16 protein-coding genes are annotated in these 19,744 nt (G+C 39.7%); 8 read left to right on the top strand and 8 right to left on the bottom strand.

Annotated features, from left to right (window positions below; translation table 11 throughout):
- The first annotated feature begins 31 nt into the window (after positions 1–31).
- The 4 genes from hisC (at position 32) to yaaA (ending at position 5,081) form a co-directional block, all read left to right on the top strand.
- Positions 32–1,123, top strand: coding sequence for a histidinol-phosphate transaminase (gene hisC / locus HX743_RS08130; protein WP_178318934.1), 1,092 nt, complete (start codon positions 32–34; stop codon positions 1,121–1,123).
- A 3-nt stretch (positions 1,124–1,126) separates the two neighbouring features.
- Positions 1,127–3,373, top strand: coding sequence for a bifunctional prephenate dehydrogenase/3-phosphoshikimate 1-carboxyvinyltransferase (locus tag HX743_RS08135; RefSeq protein WP_136144523.1), 2,247 nt, complete (start codon positions 1,127–1,129; stop codon positions 3,371–3,373).
- A gap of 135 nt (positions 3,374–3,508) precedes the next feature.
- Positions 3,509–3,874: a hypothetical protein gene (locus HX743_RS08140; protein ID WP_178318935.1), complete on the top strand. Its 366-nt coding sequence runs from the start codon at positions 3,509–3,511 to the stop codon at positions 3,872–3,874.
- Between the two features lie 427 nt (positions 3,875–4,301).
- The gene (yaaA, locus tag HX743_RS08145) at positions 4,302–5,081 is read left to right on the top strand and encodes a peroxide stress protein YaaA (RefSeq protein ID WP_178318936.1); all 780 of its coding nucleotides are present in this window, start codon (positions 4,302–4,304) and stop codon (positions 5,079–5,081) included.
- An 82-nt stretch (positions 5,082–5,163) separates the two neighbouring features.
- On the opposite strand, the gene HX743_RS08150 is transcribed toward yaaA, so the two are convergent.
- The 3 genes from HX743_RS08150 to HX743_RS08160 all read right to left on the bottom strand — a co-directional run bounded on the left by HX743_RS08150 (position 5,164) and on the right by HX743_RS08160 (position 8,938).
- Entirely contained in the window at positions 5,164–6,606 is a 1,443-nt protein-coding gene (locus tag HX743_RS08150) for a deoxyribodipyrimidine photo-lyase (protein ID WP_178318937.1), read from the bottom strand.
- Between the two features lie 255 nt (positions 6,607–6,861).
- The gene (gene slyD / locus HX743_RS08155) at positions 6,862–7,344 is read right to left on the bottom strand and encodes a peptidylprolyl isomerase (protein ID WP_178318938.1); all 483 of its coding nucleotides are present in this window, start codon (positions 7,342–7,344) and stop codon (positions 6,862–6,864) included.
- A 283-nt stretch (positions 7,345–7,627) separates the two neighbouring features.
- The gene (locus tag HX743_RS08160) at positions 7,628–8,938 is read right to left on the bottom strand and encodes a D-alanyl-D-alanine carboxypeptidase family protein (protein ID WP_178318939.1); all 1,311 of its coding nucleotides are present in this window, start codon (positions 8,936–8,938) and stop codon (positions 7,628–7,630) included.
- 204 nt (positions 8,939–9,142) lie between these two features.
- Here HX743_RS08160 and HX743_RS08165 point away from each other — a divergent pair, with 204 nt between their 5' ends.
- Together HX743_RS08165 and HX743_RS08170 are read left to right on the top strand one after the other, a co-directional pair.
- Positions 9,143–10,846 (top strand): M61 family metallopeptidase, encoded by a 1,704-nt coding sequence (locus HX743_RS08165; protein ID WP_178318940.1) that lies wholly within the window; start codon positions 9,143–9,145, stop codon positions 10,844–10,846.
- A 113-nt stretch (positions 10,847–10,959) separates the two neighbouring features.
- On the top strand, positions 10,960–12,186 hold the full coding sequence (locus HX743_RS08170; RefSeq protein ID WP_236093656.1) for a PD-(D/E)XK nuclease family protein: 1,227 nt from the start codon (positions 10,960–10,962) through the stop codon (positions 12,184–12,186).
- A gap of 47 nt (positions 12,187–12,233) precedes the next feature.
- Here HX743_RS08170 and HX743_RS08175 read toward each other — a convergent pair whose 3' ends face one another.
- The 3 genes from HX743_RS08175 to HX743_RS08185 form a co-directional block, all read right to left on the bottom strand.
- The gene (locus HX743_RS08175) at positions 12,234–13,019 is read right to left on the bottom strand and encodes an rRNA large subunit pseudouridine synthase E (protein ID WP_096901872.1); all 786 of its coding nucleotides are present in this window, start codon (positions 13,017–13,019) and stop codon (positions 12,234–12,236) included.
- A 258-nt stretch (positions 13,020–13,277) separates the two neighbouring features.
- Positions 13,278–13,544, bottom strand: a complete 267-nt coding sequence (locus HX743_RS08180; RefSeq protein WP_178318942.1) for a type II toxin-antitoxin system RelE/ParE family toxin — start codon at positions 13,542–13,544, stop codon at positions 13,278–13,280.
- Positions 13,498–13,782, bottom strand: coding sequence for a type II toxin-antitoxin system Phd/YefM family antitoxin (locus HX743_RS08185; protein WP_154320647.1), 285 nt, complete (start codon positions 13,780–13,782; stop codon positions 13,498–13,500). Before HX743_RS08185 ends, HX743_RS08180 begins: the two co-directional genes overlap by 47 nt.
- A 380-nt stretch (positions 13,783–14,162) precedes the next feature.
- Between HX743_RS08185 and HX743_RS08190 the strand changes: the two genes are divergently transcribed.
- Both HX743_RS08190 and HX743_RS08195 read left to right on the top strand, forming a co-directional pair.
- Positions 14,163–14,984, top strand: a complete 822-nt coding sequence (locus HX743_RS08190; RefSeq protein WP_178318962.1) for a PhzF family phenazine biosynthesis protein — start codon at positions 14,163–14,165, stop codon at positions 14,982–14,984.
- A gap of 223 nt (positions 14,985–15,207) precedes the next feature.
- Positions 15,208–18,024 carry a pitrilysin family protein gene (locus HX743_RS08195; RefSeq protein WP_178318943.1) on the top strand — a complete coding sequence of 939 codons (2,817 nt, stop codon included), beginning with the start codon at positions 15,208–15,210 and terminating at the stop codon, positions 18,022–18,024.
- A gap of 96 nt (positions 18,025–18,120) precedes the next feature.
- Here HX743_RS08195 and HX743_RS08200 read toward each other — a convergent pair whose 3' ends face one another.
- Together HX743_RS08200 and HX743_RS08205 are read right to left on the bottom strand one after the other, a co-directional pair.
- A complete protein-coding gene (locus HX743_RS08200) occupies positions 18,121–19,185 on the bottom strand; it encodes an amidohydrolase (RefSeq protein WP_178318944.1) in 1,065 nt (354 codons plus the stop codon).
- Positions 19,186–19,326: 141 nt separating this feature from the next.
- The gene (locus tag HX743_RS08205) at positions 19,327–19,728 is read right to left on the bottom strand and encodes a DUF3144 domain-containing protein (protein WP_004973007.1); all 402 of its coding nucleotides are present in this window, start codon (positions 19,726–19,728) and stop codon (positions 19,327–19,329) included.
- Positions 19,729–19,744 lie beyond the last annotated feature (16 nt).

The following is a 19,744-nucleotide window of genomic DNA, read 5'->3' on the forward strand; positions in this document are numbered from 1 at the left end:
CATTCACCACCTAGTCAACTGGAAGTGTAAAATGTCGTTTGTCCCAGCCAATGAAGGCATCTCGAAGTTAAAGCCTTATCAACCAGGTAAACCAATCAGTGAACTTGAGCGTGAGTTGGGGATTACAGATATCGTCAAACTTGCTTCAAATGAAAACCCATTGGGCTGTTCAGACAAAGTCAAAGAAGCCGTTGCAGCAGAAATTGCTGAAATTGGTCGCTATCCAGATGGTGGTGGTTTTATTTTAAAAGACCAAATTCAAAAACAATTTGGCTTTGCGCATGACCGTATTACTTTGGGTAATGGTTCAAACGATTTGCTAGAAATGTTTGCTCGCGCATTCGTTTCAGATCAAGATTCAGTGTTGTATAGCCAACATGCCTTTGCAGTATATGCTTTGGTAACGCAAGCGATTAATGCTCAAGCGATTGAAGTGCCTGCCAAAGGCTTCTCACATGACTTGGATGCTATGGCAGCAGCAATTCAAGACAACACCAAGTTAATTTTTATTGCTAACCCAAATAACCCAACAGGCACATGGTTTGAAGAGGCTGAATTTGAAGCCTTTATGCAAAAAGTTCCTGCACGGGTGATTGTGGTATTAGATGAAGCCTATGTGGAATATTTCCCAGAAAACTTCAACAGCCTTAAATTCCTTGAGCAATATCCAAACTTAATCGTGAGCCGTACTTTATCTAAGTGCTATGGTTTGGCGGCGCTGCGCGTTGGTTTTGCTTTAGCTTCTGCAGAAGTGACCGATTATTTAAACCGTATTCGTCAACCATTTAACGTCAATCACTTGGCAATGGTGGCTGCGGTTACAGCATTAAAAGACGAAGATTTTATCGAAAAATCACGTATTGCCAACAAAGCAGGCATGGCGCAATTGGAAGCAGGCTTTAAAGCATTGGGTCTGAATTATGTGCCTTCACGTGCTAACTTTATTTTGGTAGATGTAGAAGCCGATCCGGGTCAAACTTTTAATGCCTTATTGAAAGAAGGTGTAATTGTACGTCCTGTGGGTATTACGACCCATTTACGTGTTTCAATTGGCACAGAAGCAGAAAATGCCAAGTTCCTGCGTGCATTAGCCAAAGTATTGGGCAAGGAAGCGAAGGCATAAAACATGGCGCAACCATTGTTTGAAAAAGTTGCATTTATCGGACTCGGGCTAATAGGCTCGAGTTTGGCACGTGTAATGCTGGCAGAAAACTTAAGTCGGCATATTGTGGCATCGACCCGTTCTGAAAAAACGCTGCAAGATGCTTTGGAATTAGGATTAATTGAACAAGGCTTTAACAATCCTGTAGATGCGGTACAAGGCGCAGATTTAGTGGTGTTGGCGCTACCTGTGCAAGCCACAGAAAAAGTCTTGCGATTAATTCAGCCACATTTGGCAGATAATGTAATTCTGACCGATGTAGGCAGCACCAAAGGCAGTGTCGTGGCTGCAGCCAAAGCGGTTTTTGGAGAACATTTACCTGCAGGTTTTGTACCCGGGCATCCAATTGCTGGGGCAGAGCATACAGGCGTGCATGCAGGCAAGGTTGATTTATTTGCCAATCACAAAGTCATTTTGACACCATTGCCAAGCAGTGCGCCGTGGGCAGTCAATAAACTGATTCAAATGTGGGAAAGCGCCAAAGCCGAAGTAATTTGCATGGATGTGGAAAAACATGATGAGGTATTGGCGTATACCAGTCATCTTCCACATTTAATGGCCTTTAATTTGGTCGAACAATTGGCAAATCGGGAAGATAATTTAGACATTTTCCGCTATGCTGCAGGTGGCTTTCGTGACTTCTCACGTATTGCTGCCAGCGATCCACAAATGTGGCATGACATTTTCTTGGCCAATAAAACTGCATTGTTAAAAGCGGTGGATGGCTTTGAAAGTCAACTCGCGATTATTCGCCAACTGATTGAACAAGAAGACTCGCATGCTTTAATGGGCTTGCTTGGACATGCACAAGCGGCACGACAGCATTTTAATCATATGCTCGCCAAGAAACCTTTTATGGAGAACAATAACGTGACACAACAATTTACGATTTTGCCAGGTGCTAAGACTTTCCAAGGTAAATTTACCGTACCGGGTGACAAATCTGTGTCACATCGTTCAATTATGTTTGGTGCAATTGCCGAAGGCACTACGCATGTGACAGGTTTCCTTGAAGGTGAAGATGCATTGGCGACTTTGCAAGCATTTCGTGATATGGGTGTGAGCATTGAAGGCCCTAAAAATGGTGAAGTCACCATTCATGGCGTAGGCATGCAAGGTTTAAAAGCACCTGCAAGCGCAATTTATATGGGCAACTCAGGCACATCTATGCGTTTGTTGGCAGGCATGTTATCTGCACAGCAGTTTGATTCTGTTATGACAGGTGATGCGTCATTGACCAAGCGTCCAATGGAACGTATTGCTAAACCATTGCGTGAAATGGGTGCACAAATTCAAACGACGGGTGAACGTGGCACACCGCCAGTATCGATTACAGGTGCGCAAGCGCTGAAAGGTATTCACTATGATTTGCCAATGGCATCTGCACAGGTGAAATCTGGTATTTTATTGGCAGGGCTTTGGGCAGAAGGTGAAACTTCAGTGACTGAGCCTGAACCAACGCGTGACCATACCGAACGTATGTTACGAGCATTTGGTTATGAAGTGAAAACTGAAGGTAACCGTATTTCATTGCAAGGCGGCGGTAAATTGGTGGGTACAGATATTCAAGTACCTTCTGATATTTCATCTGCGGCATTCTTCATGGTGGGTGCAGCCATTACAGAAAATTCAGATGTAACCTTAGAAGCGGTGGGCATTAACCCAACCCGTACAGGTGTGATTGAAATTCTGAAACAAATGGGTGCAGACCTGAGCGTGGAAAATGAACGTATTGCAGGCGGTGAACCAATTGCAGATATTCGTATTCGTGGTTCACGTACTTTAAAAGGGATTCATGTTCCTGAAGATCAAGTGCCATTGGCGATTGATGAATTTCCTGCATTGTTCATTGCTGCAGCTTGTGCTGAAGGTCAAACTGTACTGACAGGTGCTGCAGAATTGCGCGTAAAAGAATCAGACCGTATTCAAGTGATGGCAGATGGTTTAAAAACCATGGGCATTGACTGCACACCCACTGACGATGGCATCATCATTCAGGGTAAAGGCAAAGCAGGCGACTGGTCAGCGATATTTACAGGCGGCGAGATTGAATCACATCATGACCATCGTATCGCCATGAGTTTCTCTATGGCAGGCTTGCGTACTTCTGGTGAAATTAAAATTGTAGGTACAGAAACAGTAGCAACAAGTTTCCCTACCTTTACTGAGCTTGCAGGTGTGGCAGGTCTGAATATTCAAGTGACAGAATAAGCCAAAACGATACGGGCTGCGATGACAAATCGCAAAGCCTAGACTTTATGCTGAAACAGCCAAGCTTTTGCTTGGCTGTTTGCGTTTTATTGCTTATGCTAAACCCATACAAGAAAAAAGCCTTTGGATTCGAGCATGCGCAAATTAAAATTTATGGCGAATTGTGAAAATAAACAAGAGTTACAAGATTGCACCTTGGCACAGAATTATGTGGCAAATTTACTTTCACAAAACTTATCTCACTATGGCTTTCAAACCTTAGCACAGAGTGGTGCACAAGTCGCTGTAAGCGTAGATCAACACGCGCTGCCTTTGGCGGTAAACTGTCAAAGCCGTGGTCAAGATGGACATCTTGTATGTGAAATTACTTCATATCCCAATGAGGAACAAGACTGGCTAGAACGGATTACCGAGCAAAGTTTATTAAATCAATTGGCGCAAGCCGTAGAAAATACCTTGAAAGAAGATCAATCTTTTAGTGAATTTGAGTGGAAAGGTTAAACTAGGACGATATGTATTGGATGTTTAAAATTTATACTTGATTTTTAAATCAAAATTATTCGTTTTTTAATTGATGTGTCATCTAAATGACACATCACAACCGTATATTAAGCAGCAAGAACAATACAACAAAATAATTTTTATTTAACCCGCTTAATTTGGGAGAGTTAAGTGGGTTTTTTATTGCCTTGAGAAAAGTTGTAAATACTGTAAAAAAATAACCTCAACTGATTAAAGAGAACCAATGTTTTTAAAAGCATGCTCTGAAATAAAAGTACCTCAGTATCTACGTTGGATTGATCTAATCGATCATCGTAAGGAAACACGTACTGAACGTGTTTTCCCATAAGGGTAAACAAAAACACGCATTGGAGTTTGTTGAAAGCTGCTGCTATAGTGAGCGCAGTATTTTTTATTTAGGTGGTTTATGCTCGCTTTAATTTCTCCAGCCAAGACTTTAGATTACGAAACTGCATTACCAAGCGATGAATATACTCAACCTAGATTACTTGAACATTCACAAGAGTTAATTGATGTGGCGCGTAAACTTTCTGCCACTGAAATCGCCAACTTAATGAGCGTGAGTGAAAAAATAGCCAATTTAAATGTCGAGCGTTTTCGTGACTGGCAAGTAGAATTTGATCTTGCTAATGCACGTCAGGCCATGTTTGCCTTTAAAGGTGATGTGTATACAGGCTTAGATGCTTATAGTTTGTCTGCTGCAGATATTGAATTTGCTCAACAACATTTGCGCATGCTTTCTGGTTTATATGGCTTATTGCGTCCTTTGGATTTAATGATGCCGTATCGTTTGGAAATGGGCACTAAGTTGCATAATACGCGTGGTGAAAATTTATATCGTTTTTGGGGCGATATCATCACCAATTTAATTAACCAAGATTTAAAACACAACCAGTCGGCATTATTGGTCAATCTGGCTTCCGATGAATATTATAAGTCAGTGCAGGAAGCAAAAATTCAGGCTGAAATTATTAAACCTGTTTTTTTAGATCAGAAAAATGGCAAGTATAAAGTCATCAGTTTTTATGCTAAAAAAGCCCGTGGTTTGATGGCGCGTTTCATCATCGAAAATAAATTGGAACGTGCAGAAGACTTAAAAGCATTCAATAGTGAAGGTTATTATTTCGATGCAGACAGTTCTTTAAAAGGCGAATTGGTCTTTAAACGTGACGAGCAAGCCGCCTAACTGTCGGTTTAATCGTTGAATCTCCCATCATGCTAACCTATGGCAGATGGGGGCGAGACTGACCAATCTCCTGTTTGTACTCTTAAAGCTGTTTAAAGGCTTCTATGGCACGTAATCGGCTAAGTTTTAAATCTACAATTGGATGCGGATAATCCAGTTTTAGATTTGGATTTTTCGCATATGGTTCATGAATATTTTTGGCATCTAAATGAGCCAGTTTAGGTAGCCATGTGCGAATATAATCACCATTGGGGTCAAACTTTTGCGATTGGCTCACGGGGTTGAAAATCCGAAAATAGGGCACTGCATCTGTACCAGTCGAGGCACACCATTGCCAGCCACCGTTATTAGCAGCCAAATCGCCATCAATTAAATGTTGCATAAACCACTGTTCGCCCAAGCGCCAATCAATCAACAAGTTTTTGCACAGAAACATTGCACAAATCATTCTGACCCGATTATGCATCCTGCCCGTTTGTAAGAGTTGTTGCATGCCCGCATCCACAATGGGGATGCCTGTTTTCCCGTGTTGCCATGCCGCTAAACCTGCAGGATCATTGCGCCACGCTACTTGTACGGTCTGATCTTTAAAAGGGCGGTGCTTAGAAACTTTGGGATAGTCAAACAAAATATGTTGATAAAATTCACGCCAAAGTAATTCATCTAACCAAGTTTGTTGCCCTATGTTTTCAAGATGGAAATGCCCTTGTGAATGGACAAAAACTGCTGCAAGACATTGTCGAATGGAGAGCATGCCACAGTTTAAATACGCCGATAATTGGCTAGTACCAGACAGCGCAGGAAAGTCACGCTGTTGCTGATAATCATGCATTTGCTCGCGTGTAAAATCATCCAATAATTGCTGTGCATGTTGTTCAGTGACTGCCCATAAATCTTGTTGTGCGGTTGGAAGCGGATTAAAACCTAAGTGCTTTAAGCTAGGTACTGTAGAGAGATATTGCTCAGAAAGTTGAATAGACGTTTGTGGTTGTGGCAGAGGAAAGCAACGCGGAATACTGATACTCAACTGTTGATAGGCATACTTTTTAAATGCGCTAAATACCTGATAAGGTTTCATACTTTGATTGCGCACCGTACCCACAGGAAAAAGCGTGCGGTCATGGTACAAAATTAAGTCCTGACCATGTTGATTCAAGGTGTGTTGAACATCCAGATCACGTTTTAGTTCATTCACTCCCAATTCAATATTGGCATAAATATTTTGAATTGGATGCGTGTCCTTTAATGTTTGACACAGTAGGAGCAACTTTTGTGCAATGTCAGCCCAAGATGGTGTAATTTGAATAATCAGTGGGATATTGAGTTCTGCAAGTTCTTCTTTTAGCGCATTTAATTGACGCAAGTAAAAGTCAATTTTAATGGGTGCATCGTGATGCAAACGATATTGCTGAGGCGAAAGAATCACCACGCCAATACATGGTCCTGCTTGGCTGGCATGCCAAAGCGCGGTGTGATCTGAAATTCTTAAATCTTGTCGGAACCAAACTAAATTATAGCTTTGCATGGGAAGAATGCTTGCGTTGAGCGCTGGAAAAGTGACTTCATTATAAGCATGGCTGAGTAGCTTGTCTTAAATGCGAGGGGGTTATTTGATCAAGAAAACGACAATGCACTGTGTTGATTCTTCCTGTAAGGATCTTTCCACAATAGCCTGCCTGTAAAGATATTTCAATAATGTGCTTATCCTGGATTTTAGAATGGCAAACAAAAAAAAGGCAAAGTAAAAATACTTTGCCTTTTGCTTCGATAAATATTGATCTTAGTGGTGATGACCACCCGCACCGTGTACGTGACCGTGATCTAATTCTTCTTGAGAAGCTTCACGGATTTCAACGATTTCAACTTCAAACGTTAAATCTTGACCAGCAAGTGGGAAGTTTGCATCAACAATTACGTTTTCGCCTTCAACTGCTTTTACAGTTACGATTTGAACGCCATCATCAGTTTGCGCTTGGAATTGCATGCCTGCTTGGATGTTGTCTACACCTTGGAACATTTGTGCAGGAACTTCTTGTACTAAGTCTGGATTGTATTCGCCATAACCTTCAGCTGCAGGTACGTTTACAGTAAATTTTTCACCTACTGTTTTACCTTCTAACGCTTTTTCTAAACCAGGGATGATATTACCTGCACCATGCAAATAGGCAAGTGGTTCACCTTGAGATTTGTCGAGAGTTTCACCCTCTGCGTTAGTCAATGTGTAGTGGAAAGAAACCACGAGGTCATTTGCAATAGCAGTCATGTTATTGATCCATTCAATTTTTTAAGGGTACATCATAAAGTGAAACGTGGAATTTGTTATAGACATTTCTGCAAATTCTTCACTTTTCCGAGTTTTTTATGACATTTTTTAGTTAATCGGGGCAATTTTTATAATTTCAATGCAAATTTGTGCGTCATACCTATAAATTTGCAGATTTTATTGCAGGCTCATTTTAAGCCCTTTGTATGATGTGTAGATGACAATAAAAAAGATGGGACATTGCCCATCTTGGTGATATTTAATTCTTGAGGATCATCGGCTTCTAACCGAGTGAAGTTTTCTCATCTTCTACAGGTTGATGGCTAAAGAAATTAAACAAACTGCCAAACCACATCATGATTCTTTCAAAAATATTGGCTTCAACAATGTTGACCTGTTCTTCAATTGCAAAGCTGTTAATCAATTGATTATTTTGATAAACGTGTACGGTTGCCAGTTTCATAACCTGTGCCAATGGCGCAGTCAGTAACTTTTCAGACAATTCAATATTGACATGCGTTTGTGTACGCTGTGCAGGTTCAAGTGTTTCTAATTCGCCCTGTGCATTCACAAGTTGTAGACGTTGAGTACTTTGATCAAACTGCGCCAAGTTAATTGCATGTGGCTGTTCATAGAGTGATGTCGTCACAAACTTTGGCTGGCTGCTTTCAATCTTAAACATGCGTAAGGTCGATTTCACCACAGGCAATTCTGCAATCATTTGTTTGGGTTTAATCGCGACTTCATTACGGGTATAGCTATAGGCTAAATTTAATAATTGATGTGCCACTTCAGCGCGTTTTTGCGCACTCTTGGTTCCCATCACCACCACCACTAAACGACGCTCAGGTGCATCACTATCCAATGTTGGGCGGTTTGCGGTTAGGGCAAGGTTGTAGCCTGCAGCTTTGGTGAAGCCTGTTTTTAATCCATCTACACTTGGGTCTTGTTTTAATAAAATATTGGTCGCACGGTGAAAGTGCTGATTATAGGTAAAACTGGTCTGTTTTGAATAAGCCAAATAATCGGGTGTTTCAGTCACTATCGCTTGTGCTAAACGTGCCATATCTGCCGCAGAAGAATAATGACTAGGCATAGTCACACCAGACGGATTCTGAAAATGTGTGTCTTGCATACCCAAAGCTTGCGCTTCCTGATTCATTCGGGCAATAAACTGCGGCACACCACCTGCAACACGTTCACCTAAAGTGAGTGCAGCATCGTTAGCAGATATAATAATTAAGCCTGCCAATAATTGATCTACCGAAATCTGCTCACCTGCTTTTAGATACATTTGTGATTCATCCCACATCACTTGTTCTACCACAGGTGTTGCGGTCAAAATTTCATGTCGGTCTAATTTACCTGCCTGAATATCTTTCAGCACAATATAGGCCACCATCATTTTAGTGAGTGAAGCAGGTGCACGTTGTACGTGACTATTGTGTTCTGCAATCACTTGCCCAGATTGTGGGTCTAAAATTGCCCATGCTTCGGCTTCGACACTTTCAGCTTGAATATTCAATAATGCGGCATGCGTGATTGCGCTGCAGAGCCAGCAGAGCGCCGCAATCAGATAGATAACACGTTTCAAAGAAGTTCCTTATTTACACCAATCCATTGGTGTCACAATGGTTTTAAGCAGCAAAAACAATAACAATTGACTAGGGAATGCTATGCCTTTTTTGCTCAGATGGCTACCCATAAATGCAGACAAATCTCATCTTGACGCATCAATTGCTAAAAAAATGTTAAGCTTGTGGCCAAGTTCTTATTTATACATTTTGTATTGCCCATTATGTTGCATTATCAAATCGAATTTGACGATTATCGTCAGCATCTTATGCATGTCACCGTGCGTTTTTTGGCTAATCCTACTCAGGTTTTATCGCTACCTACTTGGATTCCAGGCAGCTATTTAATTCGTGAATTCTCCAAACATCTTGAATCGGTACGTGCTTATGATGAAGCAGGGCGTATCCTCAAAATTCAGAAATTTGAAAAGAATAAATGGCGCTTATTTAATACCGATCATGAATTGATTACGGTGGAATATGATGTCTACGCTTATGATTTGTCAGTGCGTGGCGCTTATGTCGATCAGACGCGTTTATATGTCAATCCTGCCTGTGCCTGTTTGGGCTTAGATGGACAAGAAGATAAAGCTATTGAAGTTGAATTATTTTTACCAGATGAGCTGAAGCATTTTCAGCTTGCAACAGGTTTGACTGCAAAAAGTTTGGTGAAAGGGCGTTATACCTTAAAAGCCAAAAACTATGCCGAACTGATTGATGCACCGTTTGAATTGGCAGAACAAACCCGTTTTAGTTTTACCGCAGCAGATATTCCACACGAATTTGTGGTTTCGGGCAAACATGCAATGAACGCTGCGCGTATGCAGCAAGATATTGAAAAAATCTGTGCCACACAAATTGCTATGTTTGGTTCTGCGCCATTTGAAAACTATACCTTTATGACCATGGCAACAGGCAATAGCTATGGCGGTTTAGAGCATCCAAACAGTACCAGTTTAATTACACCTCGTGATGATTTGCCGAAAGCTAACGAACCTGAACAACCTTCTAAAGATTATCAGCGCTTTTTAGGTCTGTGCAGCCATGAGTATTTTCATAGTTGGTTGGTGAAATTCATTCGTCCTGAAAGCTTTGTGAATTATGATCTGAATCAGGAAGGTTATACATCGCTGTTATGGATTTTTGAAGGCTTTACGTCTTATTACGATGATTTGTTATTGCTGCGTAGTGGTGTAATTGATCAGGCGGCTTATTTGGAGTTGCTCAAAGCACAAATTGATCGTTATTTGCAAAATCCGGGTCGTGCGATTCAAACGGTAGCAGAATCCAGTTTTGATGCTTGGGTCAAGTTCTATCGTCAAGATGAAAACTCGAACAATGCAGGAACCAGCTACTATAACAAAGGCTGTTTGGTGGCTTTATGTTTAGATTTGGGCTTGCGTTTACGTGGTTCAAGCTTAGATGCCTTAATGCAGAAATTGTACGCTAATGCGCAACAGGGCATTCAAGTGCATGAGCGCACTATCTTTGAATTATGTAAAGAATTGACAGGAGATGATTGGTCGGAGCAAATCCATCATTTAATTAACACGACTGATGAATTGCCGCTCGATCAGTTATTGCCTGAATTTGGCGTTGATTATCAGCTAAAACAGGATAAGTCTTTGCCGTTTGGTTTAAAATTGGCAGATAAACCTGAAGGGGTGTTGGTACAAGCTGCCCATCGTGAGGGTTCAGCGGTAAAAGCGGGGCTTTCTGCGCATGATGTGATTATTGCGATTGATGGTTTAAAAGCTACGGTAAAATCCCTTGAGCGATATGCCAAACAGGATGCAATTTATACTGTTCATGCTTTCCGCCGTGATGAGTTGATGGCTTTTGAGCTAAATGCTGCGCAGATTGAATTGCCAGAAGTGGTATTAAATGTTACAGATCAGGCAAAAGTAGAGCAGTGGTTGAAAGGCTGATCATAAAAATGTAAACCGATGCTTTTGCATCGGTTTACTTTTAATAAAAATATTAAGAAAGTAACTAAGTGTAATGCTTAAGAGGGACCAAGGCTTAAATTATGAGAAATGAGGTGGAATATCAGTTAAAAGAGCTGATATTAGATGATGACTTCAATAGTTTGCAGAATTTAGTAAATGAAGAAGTCAATCTTATGGAAATTTTAAGAGTTTCACACAGAGAATTACAGCATTCAAATTTTTTAGCATGGCTGTTTGATCCTGCAGAAACTCATAAATTAGGAGATTTTGTATTAAAAGAGTTTATAAAATTATATTTTAAAGAAAATGAATTTCAAAATTTAGGTAATGAGTCAGGTTTATCTGTTTTTGATTTTGTTCACTTAGATTTTGATGACCTCGTAATTCATAGGGAAATGCAAAATATAGATTTATTGTTTTTATCTAAAAAGAATGAATTTTGTATGATGATTGAAAATAAAATATACTCTGGAGAAGGAAAAGGTCAGCTTAGAAAATATAGAAATATTATTGAAACAAGTTATCCTGATTATAAACATAAGATTTATATTTATTTGTCTTTGGAAGATCAAAATATTAATGATCAGGATTCAAAACATTATGTTCAGTTAAATTATGGTCATATTAGTAAGCTGATTGAACAAAAAATCCTAAAACAATCAGCTAATTTGGCTGAAAAAACCAAATTTGTTCTTGAGCAATATTTACAGACGTTAAAATCTATGTTGAATGAAAATAAAGAAATTGAAGATATCGCAAAAAAACTCTATAAGAGATATAAGTCTGCTTTCGATTTAGTTTTTAAATATAGTACGCCAAATGATACAAGTGAAATTGGAAATATTTTACGTGAACTTATCGAGCAAGAGAAGTTATTGTTACCTTATAACAGTAATAAAACTTATGTCCGCTTTCAACCAATATTTTTGCATAAAAATATTGAGAAATTAAAGGATAAAGGTCTATTTCCAAAGCATGGAAATTTAGAAAATAATACTATTTATTTGTATGAGTTCAATATAAGAAATCATGTTGTTAATTTTGATTTAAAAATTGGAGCAGGTGAACAAGAAGTTCGTGAAAGGCTTTTTGAAATATACCGCAAACATAAAAGTTTTTTTAATCGTGTTGACAAGAATTTACAGCCTAAATGGCATCAGTCATTTCAGAAATTAATTTTGTCTGAAAATGATATTGGTGATTTTATAGAAAGTGGGGATACAGAAAAATTGAGAAAAATTCTGACTGAAAAGTTTCGTGAACTTATAGAGCAGGATTTACCAAAGTATATTCAAATACTAGAGTCTGAACTCCTTTAAAATAATGGAATAAGCCCACCATAATGAGTGAGCTTATTCCTTTTTATTTAACGTGCCCGACGTCCACGGCTTTTGGTATTAGGGCGTGTAGTACCATTGGTCTTACGACGAGGTTTCTCACTTTCTTCCATTTGCCAAATACGTGGCGTACCTGATTTTTTCTTGGTAGTGCCATCTTTATTTTTCTTTTGATGGATTGGCTTGCCACCCGTACCACCAGGTTTTTTCACATAAGAACGCGAGCGATACGGTTCAGCAGCAGGCACATCTTTAAAATCAGGATACAACAACGGTTCGATTTCTTTAGTTTCACCGGGTTGTAAACCCAACTGTACCAAGTCAATCGAACCAATTTTGGTGCGGATTAAACGCAAAGTTGGAAAACCAACCGCAGCCGTCATACGACGCACTTGGCGGTTGCGACCTTCACAAATTGAAATTTCAATCCACGAAGTAGGTACAGAAGCACGGAAACGTACAGGAGGATCACGCTCCCACAACCATTCAGGCTCATCGACTTTATACGCTTGCGCAGGCAAAGTCATGCCATCTTTCAGTTCCACGCCTTTACGCAATTGTGCCAAGGCATCTTCAGTGACATCACCATCGACTTGAACCAAATAGGTTTTGTATTTTTTATTGGCTGGATTGGTAATAAACTGATTCAAGCCGCCATGATCAGTCAAGAACACCAAGCCTTCCGAATCCATATCTAAACGACCAGCTAAACGTAAGTCTGGATCATCAACAAAAGCCGACATGGTGAGATGTTTTTCATCTTCACGGAATTGAGAGAGAACGTCATATGGTTTATTTAAGATGACGATTTTCATAAGAAATGCTTCTTTAAATTCAATAAATTGGGAAAATTGAGAGTATTTAAAAGGAAAAACGGGCGATTTCCAATTAAATCGCAAATACAGTGCGTTTGAGATGGCTCTATTATGCGATAAGAATGGGGGAAAGTATTGCTTATTGATAAATATTTTTTTGGTGTGCTTGCCAAAATGAGCAGCAGTATCACAACGATTAAAAACTAGAAAGCTAAGCGCTAAAAAGCCCTACAATCTGAAATTGAGGGCTAATCTAGCTTACATATTTTTATAGACAGTATCTCGCCGATCAACATCTAGGACTAATACAAGAACCTTATCGTCAATAACTTGGTACACCAATCTATATCCTACAGATTTAAGCTTTAATTTATAAAGATCAGAAGATCCACGTAACTTATTTTTAGGTATCTTGGGAAAATCTAAGATTGCTTCCAATTTTTTAATAAATTGTTCAGCAATTTGTGGATTTAGTTTATCAAACTTCTTCAGAGCTGCGTCTGCGAACTCTAGCTCGTAGGTCATTAATAGATACCTTTACTGTTTCTGTAGTATCAACTTGTTCAGCCAGTTTTATAAGCTCTCGATCTTCAATTAAGTCCATCATTTCTTCATATAACTCAGCAGGAACACAGTAAAAAGCAGGGGTATTTCTATTTAGAATAGCGACAGCTTCACCAAATCCTTCATTGACGACTTTCATTGGGTTTTCTTTAAGCTTTGAAACACTAGCCACAAATCGACTGTGAATAATGTTATTCATTAGCATCACTCCACAATATGTACAGACAATATAATCAATTTAAAGACCTGATACAAGTCCTGTTAATAGGTCTATAAAGATGCTATTACGAAATGAAAGCTAATGAATACAAATGACCGTCTTTCCTCGATTAAGCCGTATTAAACGCTGGACAAGCAATCTTCTACTTAATCAAATATTGGAATAAAGAAGGCAGCTTTTACAAACTTGGCATCACAGCCAATAACATACTTACTAGATATTACAGCTCGCTTTATGCCGAATTAATCCAAAATCAAACTACTAGGCAGATTGAAAGTATAGAAATTGGCTAGGCACTTATAGTGAAAAGAACTTAAGATGAAATAAGTGTATATATTTTTAGGATCATGAGTTCATTAATGAAAATTTACCAAGTCGATGCTTTTAGCCACGAACTATTCAGAGGTAATCCTGCCGCGGTGCTTGTCAGTAAAACATGGTTAGCTGATGATTTAATGCAAAATATCGCATTGGAAAACAATCTATCTGAAACCGCTTTTGTCAAAATGATAGATGCTGAAAACTTTGAAATTCGCTGGTTTACCCCCACAACAGAAGTCGATTTTTGTGGACATGCTACACTTGCCAGCAGCTTTGTTTTATTTAAGGATTATACCGAGGCAAAGACAATTCAATTTCATGTGAAAAATTTGGGGATTTTTACAGTTCAGCAACAGCAAGATGGCAAAATTTGCATGAATTTCCCGATTCGTGCTGCACAGCAAGTTACAGATTATCCCGACATTTTGCGTCAAGCGTTAACTAAACCGTTTAAAAACGTCTATATCAATGCTCAAGCCTATATTGTGGAATATGAATCGGTACAAGATGTGCTAGATGAACAGCCTAATCTTGAATTATTAAAACAATTGGGACAATTGCGCACAGCCATTACGGCGCAGTCGAGTGTTGATGTTGCGATTACTGCATCTGCAAATACACAGTATGACTGCGTATCGCGCTATTTTGCACCTGCTATGGGGATTGCAGAAGACCCTGTTACAGGTTCAATTCATACTGCGATTGCACCGCTTTGGGCAGAAAAATTACAGCAAACCGAACTTGTGGCATATCAGGCTTCAGCCCGAGGGGGCGTACTGTATTGCAAGATTTTGCCTAATGATCGTATCGAAATTTCAGGTTATGCACAGCTATATTTGCAGGGCGAAATTATGATTTAAACCATACCTCGCATTAGACTTCTTTCATCCATTTAAAATGAATTGAGTTTTCACTTTACTTTATTTTAGAGATAAAGCTGAGATGAGAGAAGTCTGCTAGATTTTTTGCTCGGTTTTAAATCACATCATTTGCAAATATTTACTGTGGGTTTAATTGCAGCTTGTTATGCTGTTTGCGCTCAAGTTGAAAATTGTCATATTTCATGGCAAATCAAAAAATAGAATGAAATCAATCGGGAAAAAGAAGTTGCTACGTTTTAAAACTCTCACTTTATCTTTATGTGTACTGGCATTTAATGGCGTGATTTTCGCGCAGCCAGTTTTAGTAAAATCTAAGCAAGAAATACAAGAATATCAACTTGATAATGGCTTAAAAGTCATTTTGGCACCCAATCAGAAAGAAAATAAAGTCTTTATGAATATGGTGTATTTAACGGGTTCATTGAATGATCCACAAGGCAAAGGTGGTTTGGCACACTTGTTGGAACATTTGGCATTTAAAGGTACAGAAAACGTACCTGCCGAGGAGTTTCAGCGCCGTTTAGATCAATATAGTTTAATGCACAATGCCAGCACCGACTATTACTCCACTAAATACACCAACATCATTCGTCCTGAAACTCGCGCCGTCAATGAGATGATTTATCTTGAAGCGGAACGCATGGATAAATTGGTCATGCAGGAAAAATATGTGCCTGCCGAAATTGCGATTGTAAAGCGTGAACGCGAAGTGCGTATGGATCAACCGTTTTCAGTCTTGTTAGATCAGGTGTGGAAATCGGCCTATGGCAATCAGTATTTCGGACGCTTACCCATTGGCGATTTAAATGAACTGCAATCCATTAAAATGCAGGAGTTAAATCAATTTTATCGCACATGGTACGCGCCGAATAATGCCATTTTAGTGATGACAGGCAAGTTTGATCAGGCAGCGGTGTTAAAACAAATTGATCAACATTTTAGTCCAATTGCAGCACGACAAATTCCCAAACAAGTACAAGTGCCACGATTAGACAGCAACAAAATTCAGCAACGAAATTTTGTGGTACAAAAGGGCAGTCAACTGGCCAAGTTTAATCTGTATTTAAATGGCAATGACGAAAAGATCAAAACCGCTTTGGTGCTGTCACCATATTTACATACATTGCAACCGAGTGGGCATTTGTATCAAGCACTGGTAGAAACAGGCAAAAGTACCATGGTGCAGTCCAGCACATGGTTAGATCAAGATTTTAATTTGGTGTTGATGGGGGCTTTGTATGCACCCAATCACGATGCCAAGCAAGTACAAACTGGCTTGAATCAAAGCATCGAACAGGCAAAAAACTTTGATGATGCTGAGTTACAACGCGTCAAAAACCTGATTCAAAATCAGGCAGACAGTGTGATGAATGATGCGGTGGCTTTGGGTGGTCGCTTGAGTGATTATGCTGTGGCTTATCAGGGTGATTGGACACAATATTGGCGTGATTTAAACAATATTCAACAGTTAAATGCAGATGAACTAAATCAGCGTTTAAAACAGTTCTTCACTGCACAGCATCGGGTCATTGGCGATATTCAGCCCACACCTGAAGATCAAAAACAGGCACTCACAGCAAAAAATAATCTAAATACAGCAAAAACTTTAGATCAGCAAGATACACCTGTTACACCTTTGAAAGATGTGAAAAGTTATCAGCAAGAAGTGACAGACTATGTGCAAAAATCTAAACAAGCTTTGATTCAAAATGAAAAAAAGATTCAGCGTGGCAGCTTAAAAAATGGTGCCAAGTATGCATTATTTCCAACTGCAACTCGTGATGATAAAACCTATGCCACTATTTCGGTAAATTTTGGTACGGCACAATCTTTATTTAAGCAGGGCGAAATTTTAGATTTAACCGCGTATTTGTTGCTGCGTGCATCTCAAGAGCATAGTTTGCAAGACATCGCCGATCAGTCAATTGCTGCAGGTGGTTCGGCTTTTGCACAAGCCGATGCTAATGCGATTCATATTCAAATTGTGGCAAAAAAAGAAAAGTTTAATGCGTTTTTTAATTTTGTTTTAGATGTCATGCAAAACCCAAGTTTTGAGCAAAGTCAGTTTGATTTAATTCGTTCTCAAAGTTTATCCAGTTTAGAACGACCTTATACCGAGCCTGAAACTGTGGCTGCTTTGACTATGGCGCGTTTAATTGAAATTTACCCGCAGGGCGATTTACGCTATCACTTCGAACCTGGATTTGCGAAGCAACAACTGCAAGCTGCAACCCAAGCGCAGGTGCAGCAGTTATATCGTCAATTTTTTGCCATGAATCATGCACAGATTGCCATTACAGGTGAGTTTGATCCGAAACAAATCAAAAAAACTTTAGTTCAGCGTTTGGGGCAATCGCGTAATACGGAAGTGTATCAACGCTTAGATTCAGCCTATACGGCATATCCTGCGAAAAAGTTGCATGTATTGGCAGAACAGCGCGAATTTGGCAGTTATCAAAGTTTATTGACCTTGCCTTTGGGCGTAAATCATCCTGACACACCTGCCATGATGGTGCTGAGTTATATTTTGGGCGAATCGCAATTGTCTTCACGTTTGGCGCAAGAATTACGTGAAAAAAATGCATTGGTTTATGGTTTTAGTAGTGGTTTGAGTTTAAGTGAATTTGAACAATCGGGTGCGCTCAGTATTTCTGCGCAATACAGTGCAGGCAAGTCGGCTCAAGTGTCACAGGCGGTGCATAAAGTGTTGCAGGATTTGCGCCGTGATGGTGTCAGCTTGCAAGAAGTTGAAGGTGCAAAAGCCGATATTTTGAAAAAACGTGTGACTGCCTTAGAAGATGAACGCAGTATCCACCGTATGTTGGTACCGCAATTAGAACAAGGTCGTGATTTACGTTACCGTGAGCGACGTGATCAAGCGTTAGCAAAACTCAGCAAAGCCGATGTAGATGCTGTGATTCAGAAATATTTACGCTTAGAACATTTGCTTGAAGTAGCCGCCGATCAATATGGTCAAGCCAATGTTGAGGTGCTGCCGTTAAAGCCGCAGTCTAAATAAAGATTCAATTTAATTTTGAGCAGATACAAAAAACGCATCCATTTCGATGCGTTTTTTGTCTTCAAGTTTGCTATCTATGCTCAATTGGCTAAAGCTTTATAAACGATAAAACTGTTTGGCATTATGATGAAACACTTGCTGCAAAGCATTTGGATGATAGGCCGCAACAATATCACTAGTCGCATCAATTAAATTGACCAAAGACGTGCTCACTCGATCCATTGGAAAATTGGAAGCAAACATCAACCGATATATTCCAAAGCTTTGTAAGGCATGCTGAATCAGTGGTGCAGTTAAATCTATAATTTCCTGTTTTGAGGCTTCACGTTTTTGCAAGTGAAATTGATGTCCTAAAACAGGCATAAATAACCCTGAAATTTTGCTGTAAACATTTGGACAGTGTGCCAACTCGGCAATATCTTCTTGCCAACGAAACAGAATGTTTTCCCGTGCTGTTTTGGTCACGCCTGTATGTGTGCCAACTTGCCCGAACAGCCCTGCAGGTGTGCCCAAATGGTCAAGTACAATAGAAGTTTCTGGAAATTGTTTAGCCAGCGCCAAGACATCGCCCAATTGGGTCGAATACGTCCATGCATCAAAACTTAAATTATATTGCGCTAAAGCTTCAAAACCTTTTAGAAACTTTTTGTTCCGATATAAATGTGGTTCGTCTGCCCAAGAGAAAATCCCGTGATCTTCATGCACGGCTGCCATTTTACGAATTCCGCGAAAATGCGGAGAAGCTTTGTGATGTAATTTGAGAATTTTCTTAAAATTAGAATCGCGCGGGTCTGCAGTGGCGACAATCGCGCCCAAAGCCAAACCATTATTTTTAAAATCCAGACTTTCTATAAATTCGGTTTCACCAACTACGCCTTTGCCTTTATGGTCGTGCCAATTGGCTTCAATATGCACGACTTTTTCAGCCGTATAAAAACCTAAGTCACGGGCATAATGCTCAGGTAAATAGGGCGATGTGACGTGCTCGGTGCGTCCTAAAGTTTCAATGAGTGTTTTTGGTTTTATCAGGCGGATGGTTTTATCTAGCAAATTGGGATGCTTGCCCAAAAGCTTAACAGCAAGTCGTGCGCTGTGCGGCGTGTTGTACGGATCCCACTGATGAATATGTGCATCAATGAGTGCAAATCCTAGATTCTGCATAATGATCCTGTTTTTATGACGCTATTATTTCACTATTCAAAGCCATCATGTTACAAAAGGGAAGGGTTATTTATCGAAATCTACAAGTTTGAAAATTAGCCGCAATAAAAAAGCCCCGTAGGGCTTTGTTTATATGCAAAATTAATGATCGTGCGAGTGGTCGTGATCATGTTTATGGGTATGAAATTCTTCGTTGTGACGGAAGCGCAAATAGTTTTCAAACTGTTCGCAATATTCATCATAGTTATCTTCAAGCATCATTTGAAATTGCTGCAAGATATATGACATAACTTGGTCTTTGGCATCGCGCATTTCATTGCCATCTTTAAAATTATTGGCTGCCACCCAAGTATTAAAACGTGCAGTAGCAAATAACATGGCAGCACTCACCTGACCACGAATTTCGGCAGGTTTTACTGTGGAGCCTTTTTCAAAATGACAGAAGCCATTGGCCTGTTTAATAAATTCATCGGCACGTTCAAAAAAAGCCGCATTTAATGCTTCTTCTTCGGTTACATCGGTTGCTTCAATCTTTTGAACCATGAATTTTTCCTAAGCT

The sequence above is a fragment of the Acinetobacter sp. Swhac1 genome (assembly GCF_013390985.1).
Lineage (GTDB): Bacteria > Pseudomonadota > Gammaproteobacteria > Pseudomonadales > Moraxellaceae > Acinetobacter > Acinetobacter towneri.

Bases quoted from the DNA above. Each gene is read 5' to 3' on its own strand.
- HX743_RS08200 (WP_178318944.1), bottom strand. From the start codon at position 19,185: ATGCAGAATCTAGGATTTGCACTCATTGATGCACATATTCATCAGTGG.
- HX743_RS08165 (WP_178318940.1), top strand. From the start codon at position 9,143: ATGTTGCATTATCAAATCGAATTTGACGATTATCGTCAGCATCTTATG.
- hisC (WP_178318934.1), top strand. From the start codon at position 32: ATGTCGTTTGTCCCAGCCAATGAAGGCATCTCGAAGTTAAAGCCTTAT.
- HX743_RS08175 (WP_096901872.1), bottom strand. From the start codon at position 13,019: ATGAAAATCGTCATCTTAAATAAACCATATGACGTTCTCTCTCAATTC.
- yaaA (WP_178318936.1), top strand. From the start codon at position 4,302: ATGCTCGCTTTAATTTCTCCAGCCAAGACTTTAGATTACGAAACTGCA.
- HX743_RS08185 (WP_154320647.1), bottom strand. From the start codon at position 13,782: ATGAATAACATTATTCACAGTCGATTTGTGGCTAGTGTTTCAAAGCTT.
- slyD (WP_178318938.1), bottom strand. From the start codon at position 7,344: ATGACTGCTATTGCAAATGACCTCGTGGTTTCTTTCCACTACACATTG.
- HX743_RS08180 (WP_178318942.1), bottom strand. From the start codon at position 13,544: ATGACCTACGAGCTAGAGTTCGCAGACGCAGCTCTGAAGAAGTTTGAT.
- HX743_RS08150 (WP_178318937.1), bottom strand. From the start codon at position 6,606: ATGCAAAGCTATAATTTAGTTTGGTTCCGACAAGATTTAAGAATTTCA.
- HX743_RS08140 (WP_178318935.1), top strand. From the start codon at position 3,509: ATGCGCAAATTAAAATTTATGGCGAATTGTGAAAATAAACAAGAGTTA.
- HX743_RS08135 (WP_136144523.1), top strand. From the start codon at position 1,127: ATGGCGCAACCATTGTTTGAAAAAGTTGCATTTATCGGACTCGGGCTA.
- HX743_RS08190 (WP_178318962.1), top strand. From the start codon at position 14,163: ATGAAAATTTACCAAGTCGATGCTTTTAGCCACGAACTATTCAGAGGT.
- HX743_RS08205 (WP_004973007.1), bottom strand. From the start codon at position 19,728: ATGGTTCAAAAGATTGAAGCAACCGATGTAACCGAAGAAGAAGCATTA.
- HX743_RS08195 (WP_178318943.1), top strand. From the start codon at position 15,208: ATGAAATCAATCGGGAAAAAGAAGTTGCTACGTTTTAAAACTCTCACT.